The following is a 20619-nucleotide window of genomic DNA, read 5'->3' as shown; positions in this document are numbered from 1 at the left end:
GCCTTTCCAGCGAGAACTCATAGAACAACGCAGCCTGTTCGACTTGCCGATGCCCCATCATGACCTTCAGTCCTGCCAACTAGACAGACTGAATCACCGATATCTCTGCGCCGCAACTGGCGACTTTTTCAACGGAATCGGTCAAAAGCGGATAATCCGCTGATGCGGCCGCAAACGTCGGCTTTGGGTTAATCGTGTCGCCTCGGATCGACCTGGATCGTTTCTGTTCTTCATGGGAAAGCTGACCCGCGGGACTGCTTCGCGTTGTGATCAGTGCAGCCCCGCTCACAAGAAGCCATTGGCGCCTCGAAGGAAAAGGTCCGGGCCAGCCGCAATCCGGTCAAGTCCCGTCAGCGGCTTCGCCGCGCGCTTAGGGCGAGCCTTGACGGGCTCCGTTAGCCCTGTAGCAGCCTTCCATGCGCGCATGGCTAGGTATGTCCCAATTCTGCGACCTAGTTCGCTAAGCTGCGATTAGTGCCATTCGGGACATTGATCTCTCAGGTCTTTCTTCCTCTAGCAACACTATGAGTGTTGGAGCAGTGCCGTGCTGCGATAAGTAACCTCAAAAACTTACGACCGCCGAGTCTACGCCGCGGAGAGGCGCTTTTATCTTGCCGTCGAACCCGCTCTACGCTCGCTCCCCTCAAACTCTAATCTGAACTGCGCTCAGACGCCGCGCTGTGGCTACACGAGTAGTAAGTCTCAGGCAGCATCTTTGCTGCGGCTCCGGTCTGACTATTCGCATCCAGCCGCAGGGTCTTGGCGATCTATCGACAGAATGCAGAGCGATCGAACTGCATCGGCGATGCTATTCGTCCGCGGATCCGAGAAGGAATGCCGGACTGCCCTTCAGCATCAAATCAACGCGCACCGGTCCAGCATCAAGGAAAGCTGGTGTTAAGGCCGCACGCAAATCGCCGATACGGCCGACTCAGATCGAGTGTCGATCGGCGGCAGATCGGCAGCAACAGCGCATCGTGGCTGTTAAGGGGAGGGCTGTAGCGTGCGACGTCGCGCGATTCGGCCGTTCCGCTCTGGCTTCGGACGTGCCACCTTTGCGGAACACTTGCGCGCAGGGCAGGGCTCGCGAGGCTTGATCCGCTTTCGCCAAGCGACGGGCAGAATCGTCCGCCATCCGGCACCACTACGCCCAGGGCCCCTCCGTATTCTCCCCACGGGGCGAGCAGGAGGGATGACCGATCCCGGTCTGGGCAGGCGGCTCCCCGTTCCGGCCACTGAGGTCAGCGTTATCATTTTGGAGCAGCCGGCCTTTCGCGCGCCTCCGATCGCGCGGGGCCGAGACGCAAGGAGCAGCATCTGATCATGACGGAGTCCGATCCGCCCCATCCATTCGATGACATGGAGGCGCTGGCCTGGCTGCGCTCCCAGCCCGAGGGACGCGTGACGGTCAGCGCTGCTGAGCTCGGACGCCAATGGGGCTGGAATAGGATGCGGACCAGTCGTCGCCTGAAAGCCTGGGAGCGCGGCGGCCTGATCAGTCGTAACGCTGAAGCGATCATTGTAACGGGGACCGTAACACCAACCGTTACAGATGGTACCGCTGGCGTTACGGACGCCGCCGGCGTCACAGGGACATCCGGAGCGGAGGAAGCCCATCGTTCCCCGAGACGCGTCAAGCTCGCTGCTTTGATTGTGGCTCTGGCGCTGGCTTGTGTATCGGCTGCCTTTTCCATCGACGGCCTGACCGCGATCTTTGCCGGAGCCTTCTGGCCTGTCATCATCATGGGCGCGGTGCTGGAGGCCGGAAAGCTCGTGGCGGCGGCTTGGCTGACGGAGCATTGGACGTCTGCGCCGTCCCTCCTGAGGTTCGTCCTCGTCCTGATGATTGGCGTGTTGATGGGCCTGAACGCCGTTGGCGTATTCGGCTTCCTCACCCGCGCTCACCTCGACCATATGGCATCCATAGATCTCACCCTTGCCGACAGAACCGCAGACGTCGAGGCCCGCCTCGGGATGCAGAGCCGAGTGGTCACCGACATTGACCGGCGTATTGCCCAGATCGACGCGGCCATCGACGAGGCGACGCGCCTTGGCCGGCCGGTCGGAGCTATGACGATTGCTGACCAGAGGCGTCGCGAACGTGCCGACATCGCGGCAGAACGCCAACGTGAGTCCCAGGCCCTCGCCAATCTACAGATCGAAAAAGCCAAGATTGACGCGCAACGCAGGCGTGCCGAGGCCGAGGTCGGACCAATACGATATCTCGCCGAGCTGATTGGCATCCCCGCCACAGACTTTGAGCGAGCGGTCCGGCTGCTCACGCTTGCGCTCGTCGCCGTCCTTGATCCCATGGCAGTGGCGCTGCTGCTCGCTGCCGGAGTTAACGCTAGGCGCGCGGGTCCATTCTGACCATTGCCGTTTCGTCTCTAAGCAAGCTCATCGCGCGATACGCGTCCTGACCAAATCGCTGAGCAGCAAACCTGCTTCGGCGCAAACTTGCAGCCGAAGGCCAGAAGAACGAAGCAATGGTTTTCTCACACCCTATGCACCTGCGTTGCTGACGCTTTGCGTGCCGCATCGGGCCATCTCGTTGGGGCGAAGTGAAATTCTGTCTTGATCGGTGTTTTACACGAGCGGGCCCAATTGAATACGGCGGCCTTGCCGAACGATCCAGCAATGAAGGGCCGTCGATTATTTACCGGCATTTGGGCGCGTATAAGAGCGAAACTTCTGGTTTTTCTGTCTATCGATGGTGAGTTTGCCTCGGCTTGGGGGCGCCCAAAAACGGTCGGCTCTCGCGATCTGGATTGAAATTCGCAAATCGCTCGCTGAGGGCTGCAGATTGCGGGCCGCCGCGGGGGCCTAGCCGCCAATCGCGTCGCGCCATCAGAGGCCGGCGTGAGCCTGGGAGACAACAATCTAATCTCTATTCCGGCGCATGATCAGTCACGTTCGAAATCCCGATACCGGAGTCTTGTCGGCTCGCTGATCCAAGGCGCGGAGGACTTGGCCGACGCGGGAGCCGAGATTTGTTGGCGTGCTTGTTGTCGTTTGCGGAGGCAGCTGCAGAAGCGGTTACAGCTGATGCCTGCGCGACCGGGAAGGGGTGCGGCCACAGCTATTCTGATAGAAGCCCTATATGGATATGCGGGTAAAAGCGAGGAAGGCTCCAGAAAAGCGCTCCTCGCCTCTTCCTTTACCGTTAAACATGTTCACAATGTACAATGCGACATGAGTCTCAAATCAAGGGGGGATGACTGATGCGCACCGCCGAGGAAATGCTAGCCGGCGCTAAGCCCATGGTCGACCGCATGAGCGACGGCCTAAAGGTCGTCGGCTCCGGCAATACTGCCGGTTTGGTCGGGATGATCGCTGCCCTCAATACCGTGCATGCTGACCATGTCCATGCGGTCCTCCTCGTCAAACCGACGGCTATCATTTTCGCGATCGGCATTCTTCTGTTTGCTGGCGCCTATTTGTTCCTGATGTACTCCTACATTTACCTGGAGAGTTACCTTGCTGTGCTCTATCCAAATGTCGAGCCATTGCCAGAGGAACAGGTCCGCCTGGCGCGCGCGGAGCCGCCTAAGCAGGCGTCTGTTTCCTATATGCGTTGGTCCCTCGTACTCGGGCTCGGCTCGACCTTTGCTTTCTTTCTGGGCTTCGTGGTCGCATTCGTGGGGTTGGTCCGATACTGAAGGGCTTTCACTGACGCTCACCGACTATCTCGCAATATGGGGCGCATCCCTCTCAACCATGTTCTCCGGCTGGAGCATTGCCAGTGCGAGTCCGCGCATGGCGAGGTGTTCCCATTCATCGCCGACGGGGTAGAGACGATGACCGCGTCGGTCAGACACCCGCAGCCTTGGACACCGACGATGATCCTGGCGGGAAACGATGAAACTGGCTCGATAGGCTTGCTCTTGCGCCTTATCCCATTCGGTCGAAAGATGCAAAACGCAACGGCGTCGGCGGCAAGGGCTTCACCAAACGACGGCAGGGCCCGCATGGTTGGTTGTAATGATTGTTCAGAGTCCGTAGGCTAAAACGGCAGCTCCGAGGAAGTGTTGATGCCAAGGAAGCCAAGGCCACGGCCTAAGCCCGAACCAATTAGCGACTGGTTGACCGCCGTCGTTCGATGGCTCGGCATCGCAACGACGCTGATAGGGGCCGTTACAGCGCTTCTGTTGGCGCTCGGCAAGTTCGGCGACGCCGTCTATTCACCTTGCAAGTCGTTTCCGTCGCTTGCGTGGTGTGCATCCAGCACCCTTACCTTGGCTGCTTTCGATTCTGGCACTACGGATGGTGGCCACAGCCAAGGCGAGTATTGCGAACCGCGGGCCGCCGCCTATCGCGCGCAATACCCGGACTTCTCCATCATCTGGCGCGGATCGGAGACGAATCACAAAGACTTCTGGGGCCACGTTACTTACAACTATCACTGTGAATTTGTCGCTGTACCAAACGGCCGAAGCTTGGGAATGTGGCTGACTATCGGTGGCTTTGCGATCGGATTAGCGGCGTTGATGTTTGTCTGGTGGCGGCGTAGTTTCCGCCGACGGACTGCCCGAGTGAGGCCCTGACCATACGAAGGACCTTATGGCGAACGCGCAGGTCAAAAAACAGCTGCCTAGCTAGTCAAGAACCTCCGCGAGAACGGGCCCTGCCTCGTAGATCTTTCCCTCTTCATCAAGAGCTTTTCGACGCGCGTTTGCGGTGGAGACAAACGTCCGAAGCTTCTCAAGATCGGCTTTAATTTCCGTGAATTTAGGAAGATCGGCCGGTACTCCCGCCGACTGGTCGTGGCCGGAATACTTCGAACATCGCGTCATTCCGGTATACACTGCCTCGTAGTCGGCTTTCTCGATACGAGCGGCTCTCAACTTCAACGTCGAGACGTTGGGCCGGAAACGGCCGATAACTCCTGCAAACAGAACCTCTTCGATCGCATGCTCCCAGGTTTCTCGCATCTTCGTATACACATCCGTCACAAACGAGCGGTCAGCTTCATTGGTCTCCGAGTATGTTGGCGTCCTTTTTTGTAGCAAGCCGTCAATAATCGCGATTCGCTTCGTAACCCCCATAGAAATCCACGGTTGCTGACTGTTGTCGATGACGCCGAACCTTCCATCTCCATGCTTTGAGATCCACTCTTCGCGTACGGGGACTTTCATCTCCTGTGCGATCTCAAGCAGGGCGTAGTGAAAGAACAAATTATGGGTGAAGATGATGACCTGGCGGCCGGAGGCAGCTTCTCTGACCAGACGCTTCGCCACAGCCTCCATTCGGGCATGATCTAGCGACGATACCGGATCATCGACTACGATCCCGTGGCGTGCACCGACCTCCTTCAATTCGGCGAGGAATCCCGCCAGAGCGAGCGCCCGCTTTTCTCCTTCGCTCAAGATATCGCTGTTCTTCCCAACTTTCTGCTTGGCCTCTAGTCCAATATGGACCTTGCTCTTGCCGACCTCCCCTCGGTCGGCAAGTTTAAGCGGCAGATGTTGGAGATCGAGGGCTTTGATCTCGTCTTCCAGGCTGGCTTGCAGGGAGGCTGTGAGACTCTTCCGTCGTATGCGGGTGATATGGGAGGTGATGCCTGTGACGGCGCAGGCAGAGAGACATGCCTTGATCTTGAGAAGCAAATCGAGCGAATTTCGGCGCGCGACGAAGGTCTCGATGTCGGCCGCGAATTTCTTCTGCGCTTGCAACTCATCGAATTCCTGCTGACGTTTCTGGCGTCTGGCGGACTCGTCCGCCGTTGGCGTCAAGTCTTTGATCTCGCCCGCCAGGACAATCGCTTCGGCCCTAATTTCATCAATGACCGCCCGATGGAGGTCTGCGAGACGATCAAAGCTGGCATAATCCCGTGCTTGGATTGCTGTTGAAACAAGGGCATGGCGTTCCTGGCAGGCACTGTAAAATTGCTCAATCCTGTCTGCCAGTGCCAGTCGGGTCGTTGACCCCTCCACAAAGTTGACCAGCCGATCCTTGATCTCCTGAATGCTGGGGATCTTGAGGCTGAGGATTGCGCGGGCGGCGTCCGTGAACTCCTTCTTTGCCTTCTCGGCGTCCGCATTGGCCTTTCCCTCGATATAGGCATCAAAAGCCGCCAGACGCGTGCGGGCTGGCTCGTCGAGAGGCTGATGACAGAGCACACAGGTATCGGCTGTCGCCAGTTGGGGCGGTTCAAGGACGGGATAGGCTTCCGCGGCGAAGTCGCGCGCGTATTTCAACATTTGCCGCCAAGTTTCATTTCCGAGCTGCGGGACCGCGGAATCCGCGGCAAGCGCTGACGCTGCGGCAATGGCCGCGTCGCGGGTTGCAGCTGCCGTCTCCTTTAGCTCACAAAGCTTAGCAAGACCGGCGTTGCCGACCGCATCGACGATCTTATTTGCATCCGCGGCCAACGTCTCGATGACCGATTTGGTCGCCTCCTTCACCTTCGAAAGACGAATGGGGTCCCTGCTCAGCTCCAGGGTAAGCGCCTGCAGATCGGACTCATTCTTTTTGGTCCACGCCGCCAATGCTCTCATGGCCTGTTCGCTGGGAAGGTTCTCGTCCGCCTTCAGCGTCGCGATCATCTCGGATACTTTGGTGCGCTTCTCATATCCGAGAGGTAGGGGGGCCTTGTGCGCTTTGGTCACGCCCGCTTCCTCGGCCTTGAACCTGCCGTCCAAGATGCGAAGAACTTCAGCCAGATTGGTCAACAGAGCCAGCTCGAAGGGCAAAAATTCGATATTGCGCTCGGCGTCGACGTACAGGCCGGCTGCGTCACTATCAAAAACCGAAATTCGACCGAGTTCAGGTGGCGGAGCGCTTTGGTCATCCCAGACCACGGTGCGCTTCGCTTCCCCCTCAACGCGGAAGGTCAAGGTAACCTCCCGGGGCTGGGATGACGCAGGCTCGTACACGTTGCCTCGCAGCGTGACGTCGTGCAAACAATGACAAATCTTTTTGGCGATACGACAGTACCCGCTCTTTCCCGAGCCGTTAGGTCCGTAGATCAGCGTCACGCCGTTGACAGCAAATTTGAGCGGCGGTTGTTCAGCTGCCAACCGATCGATGTTCTGCAGGGGGCCAATGGAACCCAGAACTGTAACCGGTGCAAATTTATTGCCCGACTTCAGAAGCGTCTTGGTCAGCGCTGGCCAGGCGGGCGGCTTCGCAGCAGTCATTCCCGCTTCCGCTCTTACAGCCTCCTCAAGCTGATCGAGCTCTTTTACCTCAAGGGTAGGCTTCGTCGCGAGAAGGCGAATGGCCTCCTGTTGCCACAGCGGACGTCCAGCGCACCATTCAAACAACTCGTTATCGCTTTCCATATGAAAGTTCCAGGAAATTGTATACTCTAAAATCGGAAATCATGGATTGTGCAAATGAAGGGGGATGGGCTGTGCTTGTCAAGCAACTCTGTCACCCTTCCACGGAAGCTTTCCTTCCTGGCGTACCGCGAGCTACGGCTACGCCTCGCCGCTGATTTTCGAGGGCCTGATGTCAAAGCCACGGTGGGCACCGCGCCGCGCCAAATGGGGGCCGGTGAAACCAGGATTCTGGCCAATCTGGCATGCGAATAAGGATTCGCTGAAGAACAACGGTTATTCTGTTCGCAAGAACGAGGATGGTCAGTGGCAGGTTCGGTTCGTTCCAGGCACGTATAAGGGCTGGCCCCCAGTCAAAAAGCCGGAGCCGATCTTTGTGCCGATCGGGATGAAGGCCTCCATCTGCCCGAACTGTGGACAGACGAGAGTCATCCCTCGCGCGGAGGCTCACAAAGACTGTGGCATCTGTGGAGATCGGATTCCACCTGAGGGACAGTAGTTTTCAACAAGTCGACTGCGCCTCACTCAGCCGCTTGGCCCTTCAACTCACCAAACTTGGCTGCCATTGTGGGATTCCCCTTGGTCAGCTTCTTGATCGTGACATCCTGGGCCTTGTCATTCGCAAGGCGCAGGTTGCGGTCTGCGCCGATCAACGCATCCTTCGTTTTCTGAAGATGATCGATAGACTTATCGATCTCCGCGATGGCCGTCTGGAAGTGCCTGGAAGCAAGATCGTAGTTCTTAGCAAACCCGTTCTTAAACGTCTCCAGCTGGCTTTCAAACTGCGTGATGTCGATGTTCTGCGCCTTAACAAGCGCGAGCTCCGTCCTGTACTTCAGTGAATTCAGGGCGGCATTCCGCAGCAGCGTAATCATCGGCAGGAAAAACTGCGGCCGGATGACGTACATCTTGGGATAGCGGTAGAAGACGTCGACAATGCCCGAGTTATAGAGCTCGCTTTCGGGCTCCAGAAGCGAGACCAAGATTGCATATTCGCAGCCCTTCTCGTTGCGGTCTCGGTCGAGCTCCTTGAGGAAGTCCTCATTCTTGCTCTTCGTCGCGGTTCGATCGCTCTCGTTCTTCATCTCGAACATGATGGAGATGATCTCGGTGCCGGCCTCGTCCGTGTCCCGGAAGATATAATCGCCCTTGCTGCCGGTCCGCGCATCGTTGTCTTTCTCGAAATATGCGCGCGGGAAGGCCATCGAGCGCACCCGGTTGAACTCGGTCTCGCAGTGCTGTTCGAGGGTCTCTCCGACCATCTTCGTCGAGAGGCGCGCCTTCATGTCCTTAAGGCGCTCGATCGCGTCATCGCGATCCTTGATCTGCGTCTCGTACTTGTCCTTGAGCGACTTTTCGGCAAGCTGCCTCTCAAGCTCCACTTGCTTGATGCCGCTTTTCAGCTCATCGCGCTCCTTCTCGAGGGAGCCGACGGCTTCGTTAACGGCAAGCTTCTTCTCAAGCTCAACAGCCTGAAGCTTGCCCTTCAGCTCGCGGATCTCCTCCTCCTTGGCTGCGGACACCTTGTGAACCTCAGCGGCCAGAAGAGCCTCCGCCAAGTCGGAAGACGCTTTCTTCTCGCGCTCGGCTTGGGCAAGCGCGTTTGCAAGTCCGTCGCGCTCCTTCTCCACCGCGCTGAGCGCCTGGGTGACGGCGAGCTGCTGATAAACCTCGGTTGCCTCAAGCCTGGCCTTCAGCTCCTGAATTTCGGCATCTTTGGCAGCCGCGGTCTTCTGCAGATCGCTGGTGAGCTTGGTCTTGGCTAGCTCAACAGCGTTTTGCTTATCGCGCTCAGCTAGCTCCAGCCGGTCGTGTAGCTGTTTATCAAAATCGGCGTCACGGACCTGTTTCAGGATCTCGGCGTAGCCGGTTTCGTCGACCTTGAAGGCCTTGCTACAATGGGGACAGATGATCTCGTGCATTTTTCCCGTCCGAAGGGCTGGGGCAGCTGCGGTTATCCCGAGAGGTGAATCCGGTTCGTCCTCTGGCCAGACGGCGTAAAGGCGAGTTCCGCTATTATGAGAACAAAATTAGAACAAACGACCCAGGCCGGTCAAGCAATGCACAACGGTTAGGGGCATTTTCCACGGTTTTCGGGCTAGGCGGGCTGACCAGGGAGAGGACGTGCACGAAAGGCGCCGGCCTGGGGCGCCTCCCGTCGCTTAAGGAAAACACGATATCCTTTCCTTACGGGCGCCGTAAGGAAAGGAAACGGTGTATCTCCACGGGAAGTAGGATCGCTTCGGTTTCAAAAGGCTCCGTGAGCCAGCTACTCAGGCCGCCGTTTCGAACAGCAATTTGAGATGGTTGCACGTCCCCGCAACCACTTCTGTCACAACTCACTCACCGTCCCGGTTTAACCACTGGGGCGGATTCCGGGAATCAGGGATCACGACGGCCCGGAATCGGCTGCGCGCAGCGCTATGGTTCGGTTTCATCGAGAGTGAGGGATAGACGTCCTCTCGGACAGAACCATGCCTTTACTACGAATCTGAGGATTGGACGTTCGAATCGTGCCGGCCGCGGGCGGACCGGACGCGGTCGATATTCGCGGCGCGCGCGGCGCAAAAGCAATCTTCCCGCCTGTTCTCTTCAAAATGGACCCCGCGGCAAGGCCCCCACAAGAGACTAAGCTGAAATCGCGGCACCGGCAGATTCGTTCCGGCGGTCAAATAGCGGAAGAGCTCCGTGACGATCATGCAGGCGCTGAAACAGGAAACGAAAGGAGCGGCCGGCGCAAATCCTTCCCTTTGCGATTCAGCCGAGAGAAATTTCAGCACCGCCTCCGAAGTGATCGAACAAATTCGCTTGCCGCGGTGCTGGTCCAGCCACGGCCTTTTCTCTGCCGCGGCTGCGGCTATAACCTCGTCGGTGACGATGGCATCGGGATCGTTCGCGATGCTTTCGGGAAGCCCGGTTGCCTTCGCATTCAGCTCCGAAAGGCTGACGGCGGGTTTTTGAAACACGCATAGCAGGCACGCCGTTTCGGCCCGCCAAGGATGGCAACTGACCTGACAGGTGAGCTCGCCCCCGACCGCTCCGTCGATGACGAGGGCGGGCCAGAGATTCTGAACCTGGTGCCGGGGATCTACGTCGTCGAGACCGGCCAGCACAATATCCGGCAGGCTTCCGTCATATTCGTTCCCGAGTTCCTTCACCGCGGCAACGCGCGGGGTAGCGTCCAGCTTCGGTTTCAGAAGCTCCGCAACTACTTCCGCTTTGGGCCGGTCGTACCCGTCCTCGCCCAGGATGATCGAGGTGCCGAAATTCTCGCGGCGAAACTCCTGGGGATCGACGGCAACCGCTCTTCCCGATACCGGCAAGCGCGAGAGCAGGTATGCCGTGCCGCTTCCAATCGCGCCGCATCCGATCAGCAACACGTCAATCCCGAAAGGACCGAGGTCTGGTCCGATGTCTTCAGTGGCCGGCCCGTATGTCCAGAAGGAGAAGCCGGTCACATCGAGGAGCGCGCCGCGTTCCGAACGAAGCTTGATCAGGCGCTTGAACACTTCCGCCACGCCAAGGCACGCAGCGCCGACCGCGGCGATGGCGTTGTTGCGCGTCCCGGCATCCGGTAGGTCGCCGCCGAGCGACGAGACCCGCGCAAGCCAACCGTCCGAGTTAATGACGGTCCAGGGCAAATCGGCTCGCCCCTTCTTGCCGACGGAAAGAATTGCGCCGAAGCCATCCGGCTCGGAACCTTCAGGCAGGATTCCAGGGCGGCGGTCTGGAACAAACTGCTCAATCAAGCCGGAAATGTCGGCGTGCACTGCGGCGCATTCTTCGGGCACCATGACCGACACGTCTTCGCAGATGCGGATCAGCAGCAGAAGCGAAGCCCGAAATGTTTCCTGGCCATTTGGCGTTAGCAACGTATCGGCTTCCCCGCGCAGCAGCACGCGCTTTTTTGTGAAGCGCTGGGAATCCTCGCCTCCGAGCGCCGCGGCCACCGCAGCCGGCCGGCTGAACTCGACCATGCCGGTCACCGCTCCGCCCCCGCCGTGAGAATTCTGGCGGCACCCGTGTCGGACAGCGACAGCCTGCGCTGCGCCTCATCGGCTGGAAGGCGGCGCCAGCCCTTACCGGGCTGGAAAAGGTGAATGCCGCAATCGGCGAGCGTGGTGCCTTTTCGCAGAGCGTAGTCCGGGGCGACCAGCGACAACATGCCCGGCACCGCGACACCGTAGCGGCGATCCGTTTCGGAAAGGTCCGTGCCGTAATATGGGCCGTGAGAATGAATCTGACCGATCAGGCGGACCCCGCTTTCCATGGCGAGATCGGTCAGGTCGTTGATGAGTTCCGAACCGATCATCAGCAACCGCGGCTCCTTGCGCACGTTCGCTCCGCGCAGGATTCCGACGTGCGTGACGATCGCGACATGGCCTTCATAGCGTCCCAGCCACATGGCAACGCCCTCGTTGCCATGGATGCCGTCGCGGGCCATCTCGGAAAGCGAATCCGCGAATACCTGCGCCCCGATGCGCCAGAGTTGCGGTTCCTCGAAGAATTTAGCCATTGAACCGTCCTGCGTAGCTGTTATCGAGCTCTTGCTGAAGAATGCGGGTTACCCGGAGAACGATGTTGCCGGCGGCGTTCCAGCGGTTGTCGCTGCTCGCCCACTCGGGATGCACGGCGAACCCCTCGGCGGTCCAATTGGCGCAGATGTCGAAGGACCCGGGACGAAATCCGTTGGCCATCGGCCAGGCCTTCGCCACATCCAGCCGCTCCGTCTCCGGATCGACGAATTTCACGGAAGGCGGTTTGTCGCCCGGATAGTCGAGCCAGAATAGCCGGGCGATATAAAGGTCCGCCTCGTGGCCGGCCGGCGCGACGGTGACCCACAGTTCGAGATCGCCCCGCCGGTCGAATTTCCGCCGCGCCGCGTCCGGTGCCTCGGACGCTGCTTTCAGGTCGTCTTCAAAGTTCAAGACAGCCAGTGATTTCCGCGGCGCCTCGTCAGCCATAAACGACCTGCTGCGCCAGCTTCAGCCGCAGAACGGACTGCCGGCCGGCGATCTCGCCCAGTGTGCGGTTGAGATCGTCGAACTTGGTCTTCTCATGGTAAAAGACGTAGGAGGTCATCGTGCCGTCCGGCCCTTGTCCCTCCGTGAGTTCGAACGCAGTCAGTACGCGAGCTTTCAACTGGCCCAGCGTTTCCGCCCGGCTCACCCCGGTTTGCTTGAGGTCGTCCCGCGCTGCGGGGTAGACGACCACAATTTCTAGTTTAGATTCCTGTTCCATATCGATTCGCCTTTTTGCCGCCCCTGGCCGCCGCCGTCGGCAACCTCGTTCTCGGGGGTCTCCTTTACCAATGCGCCGACCGGAGACGATGCGGACAATTTGAGCGGCCATGTCCGAGAAGATTTTTTATGGCGCATACAGGCTTTAGACGCGGATGCCCGGCATGGCGCACGACGAAACGGTCACGCATTTCTCGGCCGCCGAGATCACGGAGGCGATCCGTGGGCTCGGTGCGGCCGAGCGCCTGCGCCTGCGTGCTATCGCCAGGACGCTGACGCGGTTTAGCCCGCTCGATCCGGACGATCTCGCCCAGGAGGCGCTTTTCCGGGCCATGCAGGGAACCCGTATCTGCCCCCGCGATCTAGAGCCGGTGCGCTTCCTTGCCGGCGTTATGACTGGCATCGTGTCCGATGCCGCCAAGTCCAGGAAGCGGCACCCCGAAACTCGGTTGGAGGCATTGATCGAGGGTGGTATCGAATTCGCCGACGGCGCAATGAACGCTGAAGAGCATCTGGTGGCTGCGGAAGACGACCGCACGCAGATCGCCCGCGCGCAGGAGACCAAGCGGCGGGTTCTTGAGCTTTTTGAGGAGGACCTCGTGGCCCAAACCATCGCCGAGGGACTCATGGTCGGCATGGAAGGCGAGGAGCTGCGCGCCCTGACCGGGCTGGACGGGACCGCTTTCGCCTCGAAACGCAAATTCGTTCGCAGGCATATCAACAAGGCCTTTCCCAAGAGTGACAAGCCATGACTGACGATCCGAAGGACGACCGCGAGGCCCTTGAGCGATTGACGGCAGCTATGGTCGAAGACCTTCTGAAGGCTTCGGAGGAGGAGCTGACCGCCGAGATCCTCGACGAGGGAAGAAACCCTAGTCAGGAAGCCGAAGCCATGGCTTCGTTCATCGAACGGGCCGCGCGCCGGTGCGGCAAGCTGCGCCTTCAGACAGCCAGGGACGCACTGAAATCCGCGGGGAAATCTAAGCCTCAAGCCTCCACAGCCGACATGGGCGAGTCAAGACGAAGGCTTGCTGCAATACTGGCGGCGGGCGGCGTCTCGATGGCCGCGCGCAACGAGTCCGAGCTTTCGGACAACGATGTGCTGGGCATGCTCGCGGACATCGAGGAACTGAGAGCGCGGTCAAAAACAAAGAAACCGGACTCGGATTTGTGAACAAGCTGACGCATGCTGAACTTACGTTGCAGGAGCTCGGCATCGAAACCCCGGATGAGATCGACCTCGAAGCCATAGCGTTCACGCTCGGCGCGAGGGTTCGCTATCGGCCGCTCGACGGCTGCGAGGCTCACCTGATCGGCAACGGCGAGAACGCGATTATCACGGTGAACAGCCGCAGCCCGCCAGCCCGCCGGAGATTTTCGCTTGCCCACGAGCTCGGCCACTGGCGTTACCACCGCGGCAGGATTCTCGTTTGCCGAACGGAAGACATAGGTCGGACCGACTGGGTATCGACGTCTCCAGAACGGGTTGCGGACGGATACGCGGCCGATCTTCTCATGCCTTGGTATCTGTTTTCGCCGATGGCGCGGCAGTATCCCCGGCTGACATTTGAAATTGCCCGAAAGCTGGCCCCAGCTTTCGATGTGAGCCTGGAGGCGGCCGTGATCCGCCTGGTGGACAGCAAACTCTTTCCCTCCATCCTGGTTTGCCACACGCCGAGGGGCCGGAAATGGTTCAAGCGCTCTCCCCTGGTGCCCGAGCGCTGGTTTCCCCGGAGCGAACTCGATCACGAAAGTTATGCGTTTGATGTACTGTTCGGCAAAACGGCCGATGACAGCACCCCGCATAAGATTGGAGCTGACGCCTGGTTCGACCGTGACGAAGCCCGTTATTATGAAGTGCAGGAACAAACGGTTCGTGTGGGCGACGACAGGACGCTGACGCTGGTGACCCTGATCCAGAAACGCATGCTCGAGGATCGATAGGGCATGGCGCGCGGCTTCGCCGCACCTGGCTTAATTTCGCGGCCCGCTGCGCTGACTGAGCCAATTCCTGCTTGCAGCTTCCATTGAACTATGTAGGTTTCGAGTTATTAGCAGTTGCCAAACAGTAACTTTGCATTCCAAATTATCTTCCAAGAAGCGACCGGGTATGTTCGTGGCGAAGCACATCAGTTCTGAACTGACAAAGCGGTCCGGCCACGACTTCCAAACCTATTTCGCCAGCCTGCTCGGCGAACTGGTTGACGGGAGCGCCGAGACCAGGCGACTCGGCAGTCTCGACAGGATGGGCGTCGACGCTTTCATTCTCGACGGCGACCAGGAGTCCATCAGCACCGTAATTCAATGCAAAGGCTTCGAGCTGTTCGAATACGGTGCCGACCAGCACCGCCAGTGCCGCGCCGAAATTGCCAAATTCACGGCAAACGGACCGAAAGCCGCGCGGTACTGGCTTGTCCTAAATCGTCCGGTGAAGGACCGGACCTTGCGCGATGAGTTGGACAACGACCTGAGCGGACTGGTCCGAAGCGGGAAGGTTGCCGAAGCCGAGCTGCTTGACAGACCTCTGCTGATGAAGCGTCTGGAACAGTTGGCGATGGAGCGGCTTTCGTCATGGGCCGAGACGCGGCGCGTCGAACTTTTTCAATTTTACAAGGAACGGATGGAAATTGTCCGCCACATCGATAGCGTGCCGTTCAACGGAGCGTCGCGCGATCCCGCCGCTTTCCTAATGGAGCGCATGAGTTCTTTCTTCAAGGCAATTGCCGAGACCCAGACCGGCAAATACAGGCACGCGCCAAAATTCCTGGTAACAAGCGAATTCGGTTTCGGGAAGACCACAACATTGCAGACGCTGGCGCAGAGCTGGATCGATGTGGGACGCCATTTGATCTACGCCCCCGCCGCGCTCATGGGCAGCCAGGCGTTCACGAACGCATCGGGCCTTGCTGACAGCCTCCTGCAATTCATACTTCCTGACGACCCGGACTTAAGTGACGCCGCCCTCTTGACGTTTCGGAATGTCCTCCGCGATTTGCTTGCGCGTTCAAAAGATTGGCTACTGGTCATTGACGGACTCGACGAGAACTCTTACGCGTTCCAACCGAACAGCCTGGCGCGTCTGTGGGGATGTATTGCGGACTTGGGTGTTCCCGCTGTTTTGTCGGCGCGCGACGAACTCGTCGATGTCCGACCTTCGGATTTTCGTCCAAACGACCGCTTGAAGACAGGCCCGGAATTCGAACGTATTGCCCTCGATGACTGGGACAATGCGCTGATATTGCAATTCGTGGATATGTTTACCACCGGTCGCGGCGGCGACATGCCCCCGGGCTACGGCACCTTTCGAGAGCTTGTCGCATCCGGACGTTATGGCGAGGTCTACGGTGATATTCCCAAACGTCCGCTGTTCCTCGGGATGCTGGTCGAGGACGCGTGGTCCGGCAAGGAGCCGGCGCGCTTCTTACACCGCCTCTATGGAACATATTTCAGAAACAAGTTCGACATTGACCGGACCAGCCCCGCCGCACGCGGTGTGCAGGGACGACCTTCCGAGATTGCCGATAGGCTTGGCAACGACGAGGCCAAGGAAATGCTGATCCGCATCATGCAGGAGGCTGCCGACCATATGCTTGAAGTGTCAGGTCCGCAAGGTGCGCGTTCGGCCATACATGGTGACACCATCACCGAGGCCGCGTTGCGAAATCTTTCAGCGCGCCTGGGCATTCCGTTTATACAAGTCGAAGATGTCGCGATGCACTCCTTGTTGCAGCCGAGCAATCCCGACCGTAAGACGCGTGAACGGCTTCTTCGATTCGCCCATCGTTCTTTCCAGGACTGGTTCTTGGCCCGGCACTTCGCCGCGCATGATCGCGAAATCTACCCCGGCCTTCCTCCGCTTACATTCAGGTTCCTGACGGCCATGAAAGAGGATCTGGCAGCAGGACATGGCCTGCCGTAGTTGCATTTTCGCGGCGTGACCCAAACCGACGGCACTATTTGTCTTCGGCGCGATGATGCTCGCGGCAGCCGTCGTAATCTGTGTGCCGAAGATGATCGTGGCGCTCTTCCGCAGGCGGCGTCCCGCCCGCAAGGCGCGGGCACGCCACGCCTGACGACTGACAGACGACAGCGCGGCCTTGCCCGGGCCGCGCTGTTTCGTCGAAAAACCTCAGGTCGTCAGGTCTTTCGAGCGATCAGAAGAAGTGAACTGCGCAAGCCGCAACAGTTCGCTCATCGCCGAGTGCGCCTCGACCATCGGTGATGGTCGTCTCTTGACCGTGCGCCGCGTCGTCGCGCCAATAGTGCAGAATGTGGAGAGCCGCCTCGAACTGGCGCTGCACGGAATTCGCCGCCTGCCCGGTGACATACGTGGTGACGCGGGCACGACCGCCAGCAGCCTCAATACGGGTTCTCACCTTCATTGTCGCCGCGCAGATCGAGGCGACTCGCCCCGCCTGCAAACCATAAGTTGACGAAGTTTCTTCTGGCGTAAGCCAAGATGCAGTCCGAAACGCAGCAGCAAGAATGATCTCACGGCTTCTGCTGTTGATCGACGGTAGAGACGTTCATCCGGCTCCGCCGCCGTGAACTAGTCGCGCAGGGGGCGCTGCGGCACCTCGGCGGTGACGATCTGCGTCGCCGTCAGATCCGCGGCCGTCAGTCCGGCGCGCGTCGCGGCATTGCGCAGCGCGACTACCTCGAACGTCGCCACCAGGTCCGCCCACTGTTGCGTCTTTGTGACTACCGAGGCGGCCGGCGTAGTCTCTTATGATAAATGGAGTTCAATGATTCTTGCGTGCAAAGAAGCCGTGCCAATAGCCGCCTCCAGCACGCCCGTGATTTAGTTCCCAAGTGAGCAATTCTTCGCCGACAAGAACGTTAATCCGTTTTTCAAGCGCCCGCACATGAGCGGCCTCTTCATCCAAATAGCGAAACGTCAACCGACTAATGACCGTGATGCCAATTGACGTAAGCAAGACCACAACTGCTGCGAAATAAGGTTGCTGACTCAGCCACGCAGCAATGGCTCCGATAGCAGCAACACCAATTGTCAGAATTTGTATTATCGCCGTACCGCGGGCAATGATCTGAGCCCGCATACTATTGTACTCTGCAAGTAGAATTTGTATCCTTTCCTTTGCTCCGAGTTCGCTCGACATACGGCCCTCTTCTTCGCTTACGCGCATCTGCGTGGTGTGTGCGCGCCATCACCCGGGCCGTTCTCGCGCACGGTGTAGTCGTTGATTAGTTTGGTGGCTTCCAACGTCCCGAAAGCGAAAATCGTAATTTGCCGGAAATGCAATCTAAGATAGGATGACGATCCGACCGTTATTCGTCAAGTCGAAGATTCCGGCCCATGGGTAGCGGGGGCACGGCCACGCAGGATTGATTCTATTTGTGCCCCCTCCTCAGCTTCCGTTTGCGGGTCCCCGAACCACTTCTGTCATAACTCACTCACCGTCCGGGTCTAACCACCGGGGCGGTTCCTGGTAATCAGGGATCGCGAGGGCCGAGGTCGGCTGCGCGCAGCGCTATCGTTGGGTTTCATCGAGAGTGAAGGATAGATGTCCTCTCGGACAGAACCGTGCCTTTACTACGAAGCTGAGGATCGGACGTTCGGATCGGGCCGGGCGCGCCAATAAATTCAGCGCACGTCATACTGACTCCAGGCGCCGATCATGCGCCATCGTTTGCGACTTTGAGCGCCTCCCTGCCACCCTTGGGTCGTAGGCGGCCTTTCCGGGGTCTGTTGTCGACGACACGAAGTTCCCCTACCTATGTTGTCGCAAACGCGTAGGGCGCTGCCGGTCCGCGGAAAGGGATTTTAAGTCTCTTGCGTCTACCGATTCCGCCACGTCCGCGCTTTGATTTCGCTATCCTTTTTCGTCTTGCGAGGCAAGCTGTTAGACAGCAACCTGCCGCCGTTAGACAAATCTCGTTCTGTCCCGTTCCTTTGGCGTTGGCCGGCTCGGGTGCAAAAGCGGGCGGAGCTTCTGTTACGTGAAAATTCTGTGCTAGGAATGCTCGAACCTCAATGCCAGGACCAGGAGACGCGTAGTGGACGTGACCGGTCTTTGGACCGCTGAGATCGTGACCTCCTCGGGGCAGGCCACCGGAGTGGTGACGTTACATGACGGCACTTTGTCCGGAGGCGACGCGAACTACTATTATATCGGGAGCTATGAGCAAGAAGGTCAAAAAATCAGCGGGACCATCCGGATCGTACATTTTTCCGGCCCACTTGCGGCTGTTTTTGGAGCAATCAGGGATTTTGACTTCAGGTTTACCGGATTCGCCGATGAAGACCTGATCGTCGCCAGAGCCAACGCGGGGCGTAAAGGTTCTGCGCTGGTGGCGATGCGGATGGCGATTAATCTTCGGCGTGTTTCGAACTGGAGAGTTTCGCGATGAAGCTTTTCATAAGCTGGTCAGGTGCTACGAGCCAACTTATCGCGAACGAGTTGCGAAAGTGGTTTCCGTTGATTCTACCTGCCGTTCAGCCATTCATCACTAGTAGTGACATCGACAAGGGCGCCCAATGGCAAGGGACGATACGCGAAGAACTCGATAAGTCTAACTTCGGGATCGTCGTTCTTACGCCGAAGAATTTGGAGTCGCAGTGGATCGCTTTCGAGGCCGGTGCACTTTCCAAACACCTTAGCGGTCGAGTTGCGACACTGCTATTCGATATCGGACACTCGGACGTGAAGGCGCCCCTCAACATTTTTCAGGGCACCATTTTCAATGAGCAAGATTTTCGCAAGCTGATCTCGGACATCAACAGTTCGGTGTCTGATAGCCAACGGCGAGGAGAGGAGCAGCTTGACGTTCTTTTTCGTATGCTTTGGCCTGAGCTTCAGAAGCCAATAAGCCTGATCCTCCAACAAGGTGCGTTGGAGGAGCATTCAACTGCTATAGATCCACTGCCTGATTTTTCGACTGTGGCTCAGGACATGTTGGCACTGCTTCGCGAGCAAAACACCATTTTGTCTTCTCCAGACCGTTTATTTTCACCGCTGATCAAATTCCTCGATCAGAGGGACGCTAAACTCTTCAAGCGCAGCGTACTCCTTCGAGATGCGATCGAAGCTATATCCTTAAACGCCGGTGCGACAGCAACGAGTGCAGCGGGTGCAACAGGCGCAGCGGGTGCAACAGGCGCATTGGGACCGACCGAAAATATCGGTGTGTTCGGAGCGGGATTCACTGACCGCAATGAGGATGTATAGTAGAAGCGAGAGGAATTGTAACTTGCAGTGTTCTATCGCGTTTCTTTAAGGCGCCGATAGGCCCTAACAACGTTATCCTCACGAGCCACGTGTCGAGCGTAGTGGGTCCCCATCCGCTGCGACTTGTCGCCGAGCAGGTCGGCGATCTCGGCGTCGGTCGCGCCGTTGCGCTTCCACCAGGCCGCATAGGAGACGCGCAGGCCGTGCACGGTGGTCCCGGCGCCGATCAGGCCCTCACCGCTCCTTCTCGCGCAGCCAGCGGCTCACGACGGCCTGCATCAGTTTCTCGGAGCTCCACGGCGTGCCATCCTCGCGCGTCGCAATCCTGGTCGACGTGCGGGGCAGGGTGCCGAGATAGGCCTGCATCTGCTCGAGGGCGGGGATGAAGGTCGGCTCCTGGTTTTTGCGCGTCACGAGCTGCACGGCCATGCCGGTCGTCGCATGCGGCAGATATTGACGCTGTAGTGGGGCCGAACTTTGGACCACCCAGAACTAGAGTTTTGCGCCTCTGATCACGGCGGCGGGCTGGTTGCGCCATCGTGGTTCTGCAGCAGGATCGGCGGTTTGTTGCCGATCGCGCCATGGGGCCGCTCTTCGTTGTAGTACCTGCGCCAATTCTCTACTTTTTCCTGGGCGTCGGCAAGGCTCAGGAACCAATGGGCGTTGAGGCATTCCTCCCGGAAGCGTCCGTTGAACGCCTCGATGAAGGCATTATCGGTCGGCTTCCCCGGACGGGAGAAGTCCAGCGTAACGCCGCGCTGATAGGCCCAGACGTCGAGGTCGCGCGTGACCTTGCCCCTCGGGCTTAATCCAGCTTGAAGTTCGTTCTGGCCCCAACGAGGACCAGAGCATGAAGCGCAGCCGCTTTACGGAAGAGCAGATCATCGGGATTTTGAAGGAGCACGAGGC

The 20619-nt window shown here is 58.8% G+C and carries 19 protein-coding genes and 1 pseudogene; 9 read left to right on the top strand and 11 right to left on the bottom strand.

Features of this window, described 5'->3' with window-relative positions; translation table 11 throughout:
• The first annotated feature begins 1323 nt into the window (after positions 1 to 1323).
• The 3 genes from QX073_RS34175 to QX073_RS34165 all read left to right on the top strand — a co-directional run bounded on the left by QX073_RS34175 (position 1324) and on the right by QX073_RS34165 (position 4544).
• Positions 1324 to 2370: a hypothetical protein gene (locus QX073_RS34175; RefSeq protein WP_316227101.1), complete on the top strand. Its 1047-nt coding sequence runs from the start codon at positions 1324 to 1326 to the stop codon at positions 2368 to 2370.
• 851 nt (positions 2371 to 3221) lie between these two features.
• The gene (locus QX073_RS34170; RefSeq protein ID WP_316227100.1) at positions 3222 to 3659 is read left to right on the top strand and encodes a hypothetical protein; all 438 of its coding nucleotides are present in this window, start codon (positions 3222 to 3224) and stop codon (positions 3657 to 3659) included.
• Positions 3660 to 4082: 423 nt separating this feature from the next.
• Positions 4083 to 4544: a hypothetical protein gene (locus QX073_RS34165; protein WP_316227099.1), complete on the top strand. Its 462-nt coding sequence runs from the start codon at positions 4083 to 4085 to the stop codon at positions 4542 to 4544.
• Between the two features lie 51 nt (positions 4545 to 4595).
• Here the strand turns inward: QX073_RS34165 and QX073_RS34160 are convergent, their stop codons facing one another.
• The 6 genes from QX073_RS34160 to QX073_RS34135 form a co-directional block, all read right to left on the bottom strand.
• A complete protein-coding gene (locus QX073_RS34160; protein ID WP_316227098.1) occupies positions 4596 to 7283 on the bottom strand; it encodes an AAA family ATPase in 2688 nt (895 codons plus the stop codon).
• 518 nt (positions 7284 to 7801) lie between these two features.
• Positions 7802 to 9202 carry a DUF2130 domain-containing protein gene (locus QX073_RS34155; protein WP_316227097.1) on the bottom strand — a complete coding sequence of 467 codons (1401 nt, stop codon included), beginning with the start codon at positions 9200 to 9202 and terminating at the stop codon, positions 7802 to 7804.
• A gap of 561 nt (positions 9203 to 9763) precedes the next feature.
• Positions 9764 to 11257, bottom strand: coding sequence for a ThiF family adenylyltransferase (locus tag QX073_RS34150; RefSeq protein ID WP_316227096.1), 1494 nt, complete (start codon positions 11255 to 11257; stop codon positions 9764 to 9766).
• A 5-nt stretch (positions 11258 to 11262) separates the two neighbouring features.
• Positions 11263 to 11796 carry a hypothetical protein gene (locus QX073_RS34145; RefSeq protein ID WP_316227095.1) on the bottom strand — a complete coding sequence of 178 codons (534 nt, stop codon included), beginning with the start codon at positions 11794 to 11796 and terminating at the stop codon, positions 11263 to 11265.
• Positions 11789 to 12244 carry a hypothetical protein gene (locus QX073_RS34140; RefSeq protein WP_316227094.1) on the bottom strand — a complete coding sequence of 152 codons (456 nt, stop codon included), beginning with the start codon at positions 12242 to 12244 and terminating at the stop codon, positions 11789 to 11791. Before QX073_RS34140 ends, QX073_RS34145 begins: the two co-directional genes overlap by 8 nt.
• Positions 12237 to 12521, bottom strand: coding sequence for a hypothetical protein (locus tag QX073_RS34135; RefSeq protein ID WP_316227093.1), 285 nt, complete (start codon positions 12519 to 12521; stop codon positions 12237 to 12239). The genes QX073_RS34140 and QX073_RS34135 overlap by 8 nt, the downstream gene beginning before the upstream one ends.
• Before the next feature lie 163 nt (positions 12522 to 12684).
• Here QX073_RS34135 and QX073_RS34130 point away from each other — a divergent pair, with 163 nt between their 5' ends.
• The 4 genes from QX073_RS34130 (at position 12685) to QX073_RS34115 (ending at position 16439) form a co-directional block, all read left to right on the top strand.
• Positions 12685 to 13272, top strand: a complete 588-nt coding sequence (locus QX073_RS34130; RefSeq protein ID WP_316227092.1) for a hypothetical protein — start codon at positions 12685 to 12687, stop codon at positions 13270 to 13272.
• Entirely contained in the window at positions 13269 to 13694 is a 426-nt protein-coding gene (locus tag QX073_RS34125; protein WP_316227091.1) for a hypothetical protein, read from the top strand. Before QX073_RS34130 ends, QX073_RS34125 begins: the two co-directional genes overlap by 4 nt.
• Positions 13691 to 14464, top strand: coding sequence for an ImmA/IrrE family metallo-endopeptidase (locus QX073_RS34120; RefSeq protein ID WP_316227090.1), 774 nt, complete (start codon positions 13691 to 13693; stop codon positions 14462 to 14464). The genes QX073_RS34125 and QX073_RS34120 overlap by 4 nt, the downstream gene beginning before the upstream one ends.
• A gap of 166 nt (positions 14465 to 14630) precedes the next feature.
• Positions 14631 to 16439, top strand: coding sequence for a hypothetical protein (locus QX073_RS34115; protein WP_316227089.1), 1809 nt, complete (start codon positions 14631 to 14633; stop codon positions 16437 to 16439).
• A 235-nt stretch (positions 16440 to 16674) separates the two neighbouring features.
• On the opposite strand, the gene QX073_RS34110 is transcribed toward QX073_RS34115, so the two are convergent.
• From QX073_RS34110 to QX073_RS34100, 3 genes are all read right to left on the bottom strand, one after another.
• Positions 16675 to 16902 carry a hypothetical protein gene (locus QX073_RS34110; RefSeq protein WP_316227088.1) on the bottom strand — a complete coding sequence of 76 codons (228 nt, stop codon included), beginning with the start codon at positions 16900 to 16902 and terminating at the stop codon, positions 16675 to 16677.
• A 167-nt stretch (positions 16903 to 17069) separates the two neighbouring features.
• A complete protein-coding gene (locus QX073_RS34105; protein WP_316227087.1) occupies positions 17070 to 17192 on the bottom strand; it encodes a hypothetical protein in 123 nt (40 codons plus the stop codon).
• A gap of 70 nt (positions 17193 to 17262) precedes the next feature.
• A complete protein-coding gene (locus QX073_RS34100) occupies positions 17263 to 17640 on the bottom strand; it encodes a hypothetical protein (RefSeq protein ID WP_316227086.1) in 378 nt (125 codons plus the stop codon).
• A gap of 898 nt (positions 17641 to 18538) precedes the next feature.
• On the opposite strand from QX073_RS34100, the gene QX073_RS34095 reads away from it, so the two are divergent.
• Positions 18539 to 18892, top strand: a complete 354-nt coding sequence (locus QX073_RS34095) for a GrlR family regulatory protein (RefSeq protein ID WP_316227085.1) — start codon at positions 18539 to 18541, stop codon at positions 18890 to 18892.
• Positions 18889 to 19710, top strand: a complete 822-nt coding sequence (locus tag QX073_RS34090; RefSeq protein ID WP_316227084.1) for a TIR domain-containing protein — start codon at positions 18889 to 18891, stop codon at positions 19708 to 19710. The genes QX073_RS34095 and QX073_RS34090 overlap by 4 nt, the downstream gene beginning before the upstream one ends.
• A 234-nt stretch (positions 19711 to 19944) precedes the next feature.
• Here QX073_RS34090 and QX073_RS34085 read toward each other — a convergent pair whose 3' ends face one another.
• Together QX073_RS34085 and QX073_RS34080 are read right to left on the bottom strand one after the other, a co-directional pair.
• Entirely contained in the window at positions 19945 to 20139 is a 195-nt protein-coding gene (locus tag QX073_RS34085; protein WP_316227083.1) for a hypothetical protein, read from the bottom strand.
• A gap of 83 nt (positions 20140 to 20222) precedes the next feature.
• Positions 20223 to 20501: pseudogene (locus QX073_RS34080) on the bottom strand (integrase core domain-containing protein); the annotation flags it as partial.
• Positions 20502 to 20619 lie beyond the last annotated feature (118 nt).

This window comes from Bradyrhizobium sp. SZCCHNS3052 (assembly GCF_032484495.1).
Lineage (GTDB): Bacteria > Pseudomonadota > Alphaproteobacteria > Rhizobiales > Xanthobacteraceae > Bradyrhizobium.
The sequence above is the reverse complement of the archived record's forward strand: the minus strand, read 5'-3'. Positions and strand labels throughout refer to the sequence as shown.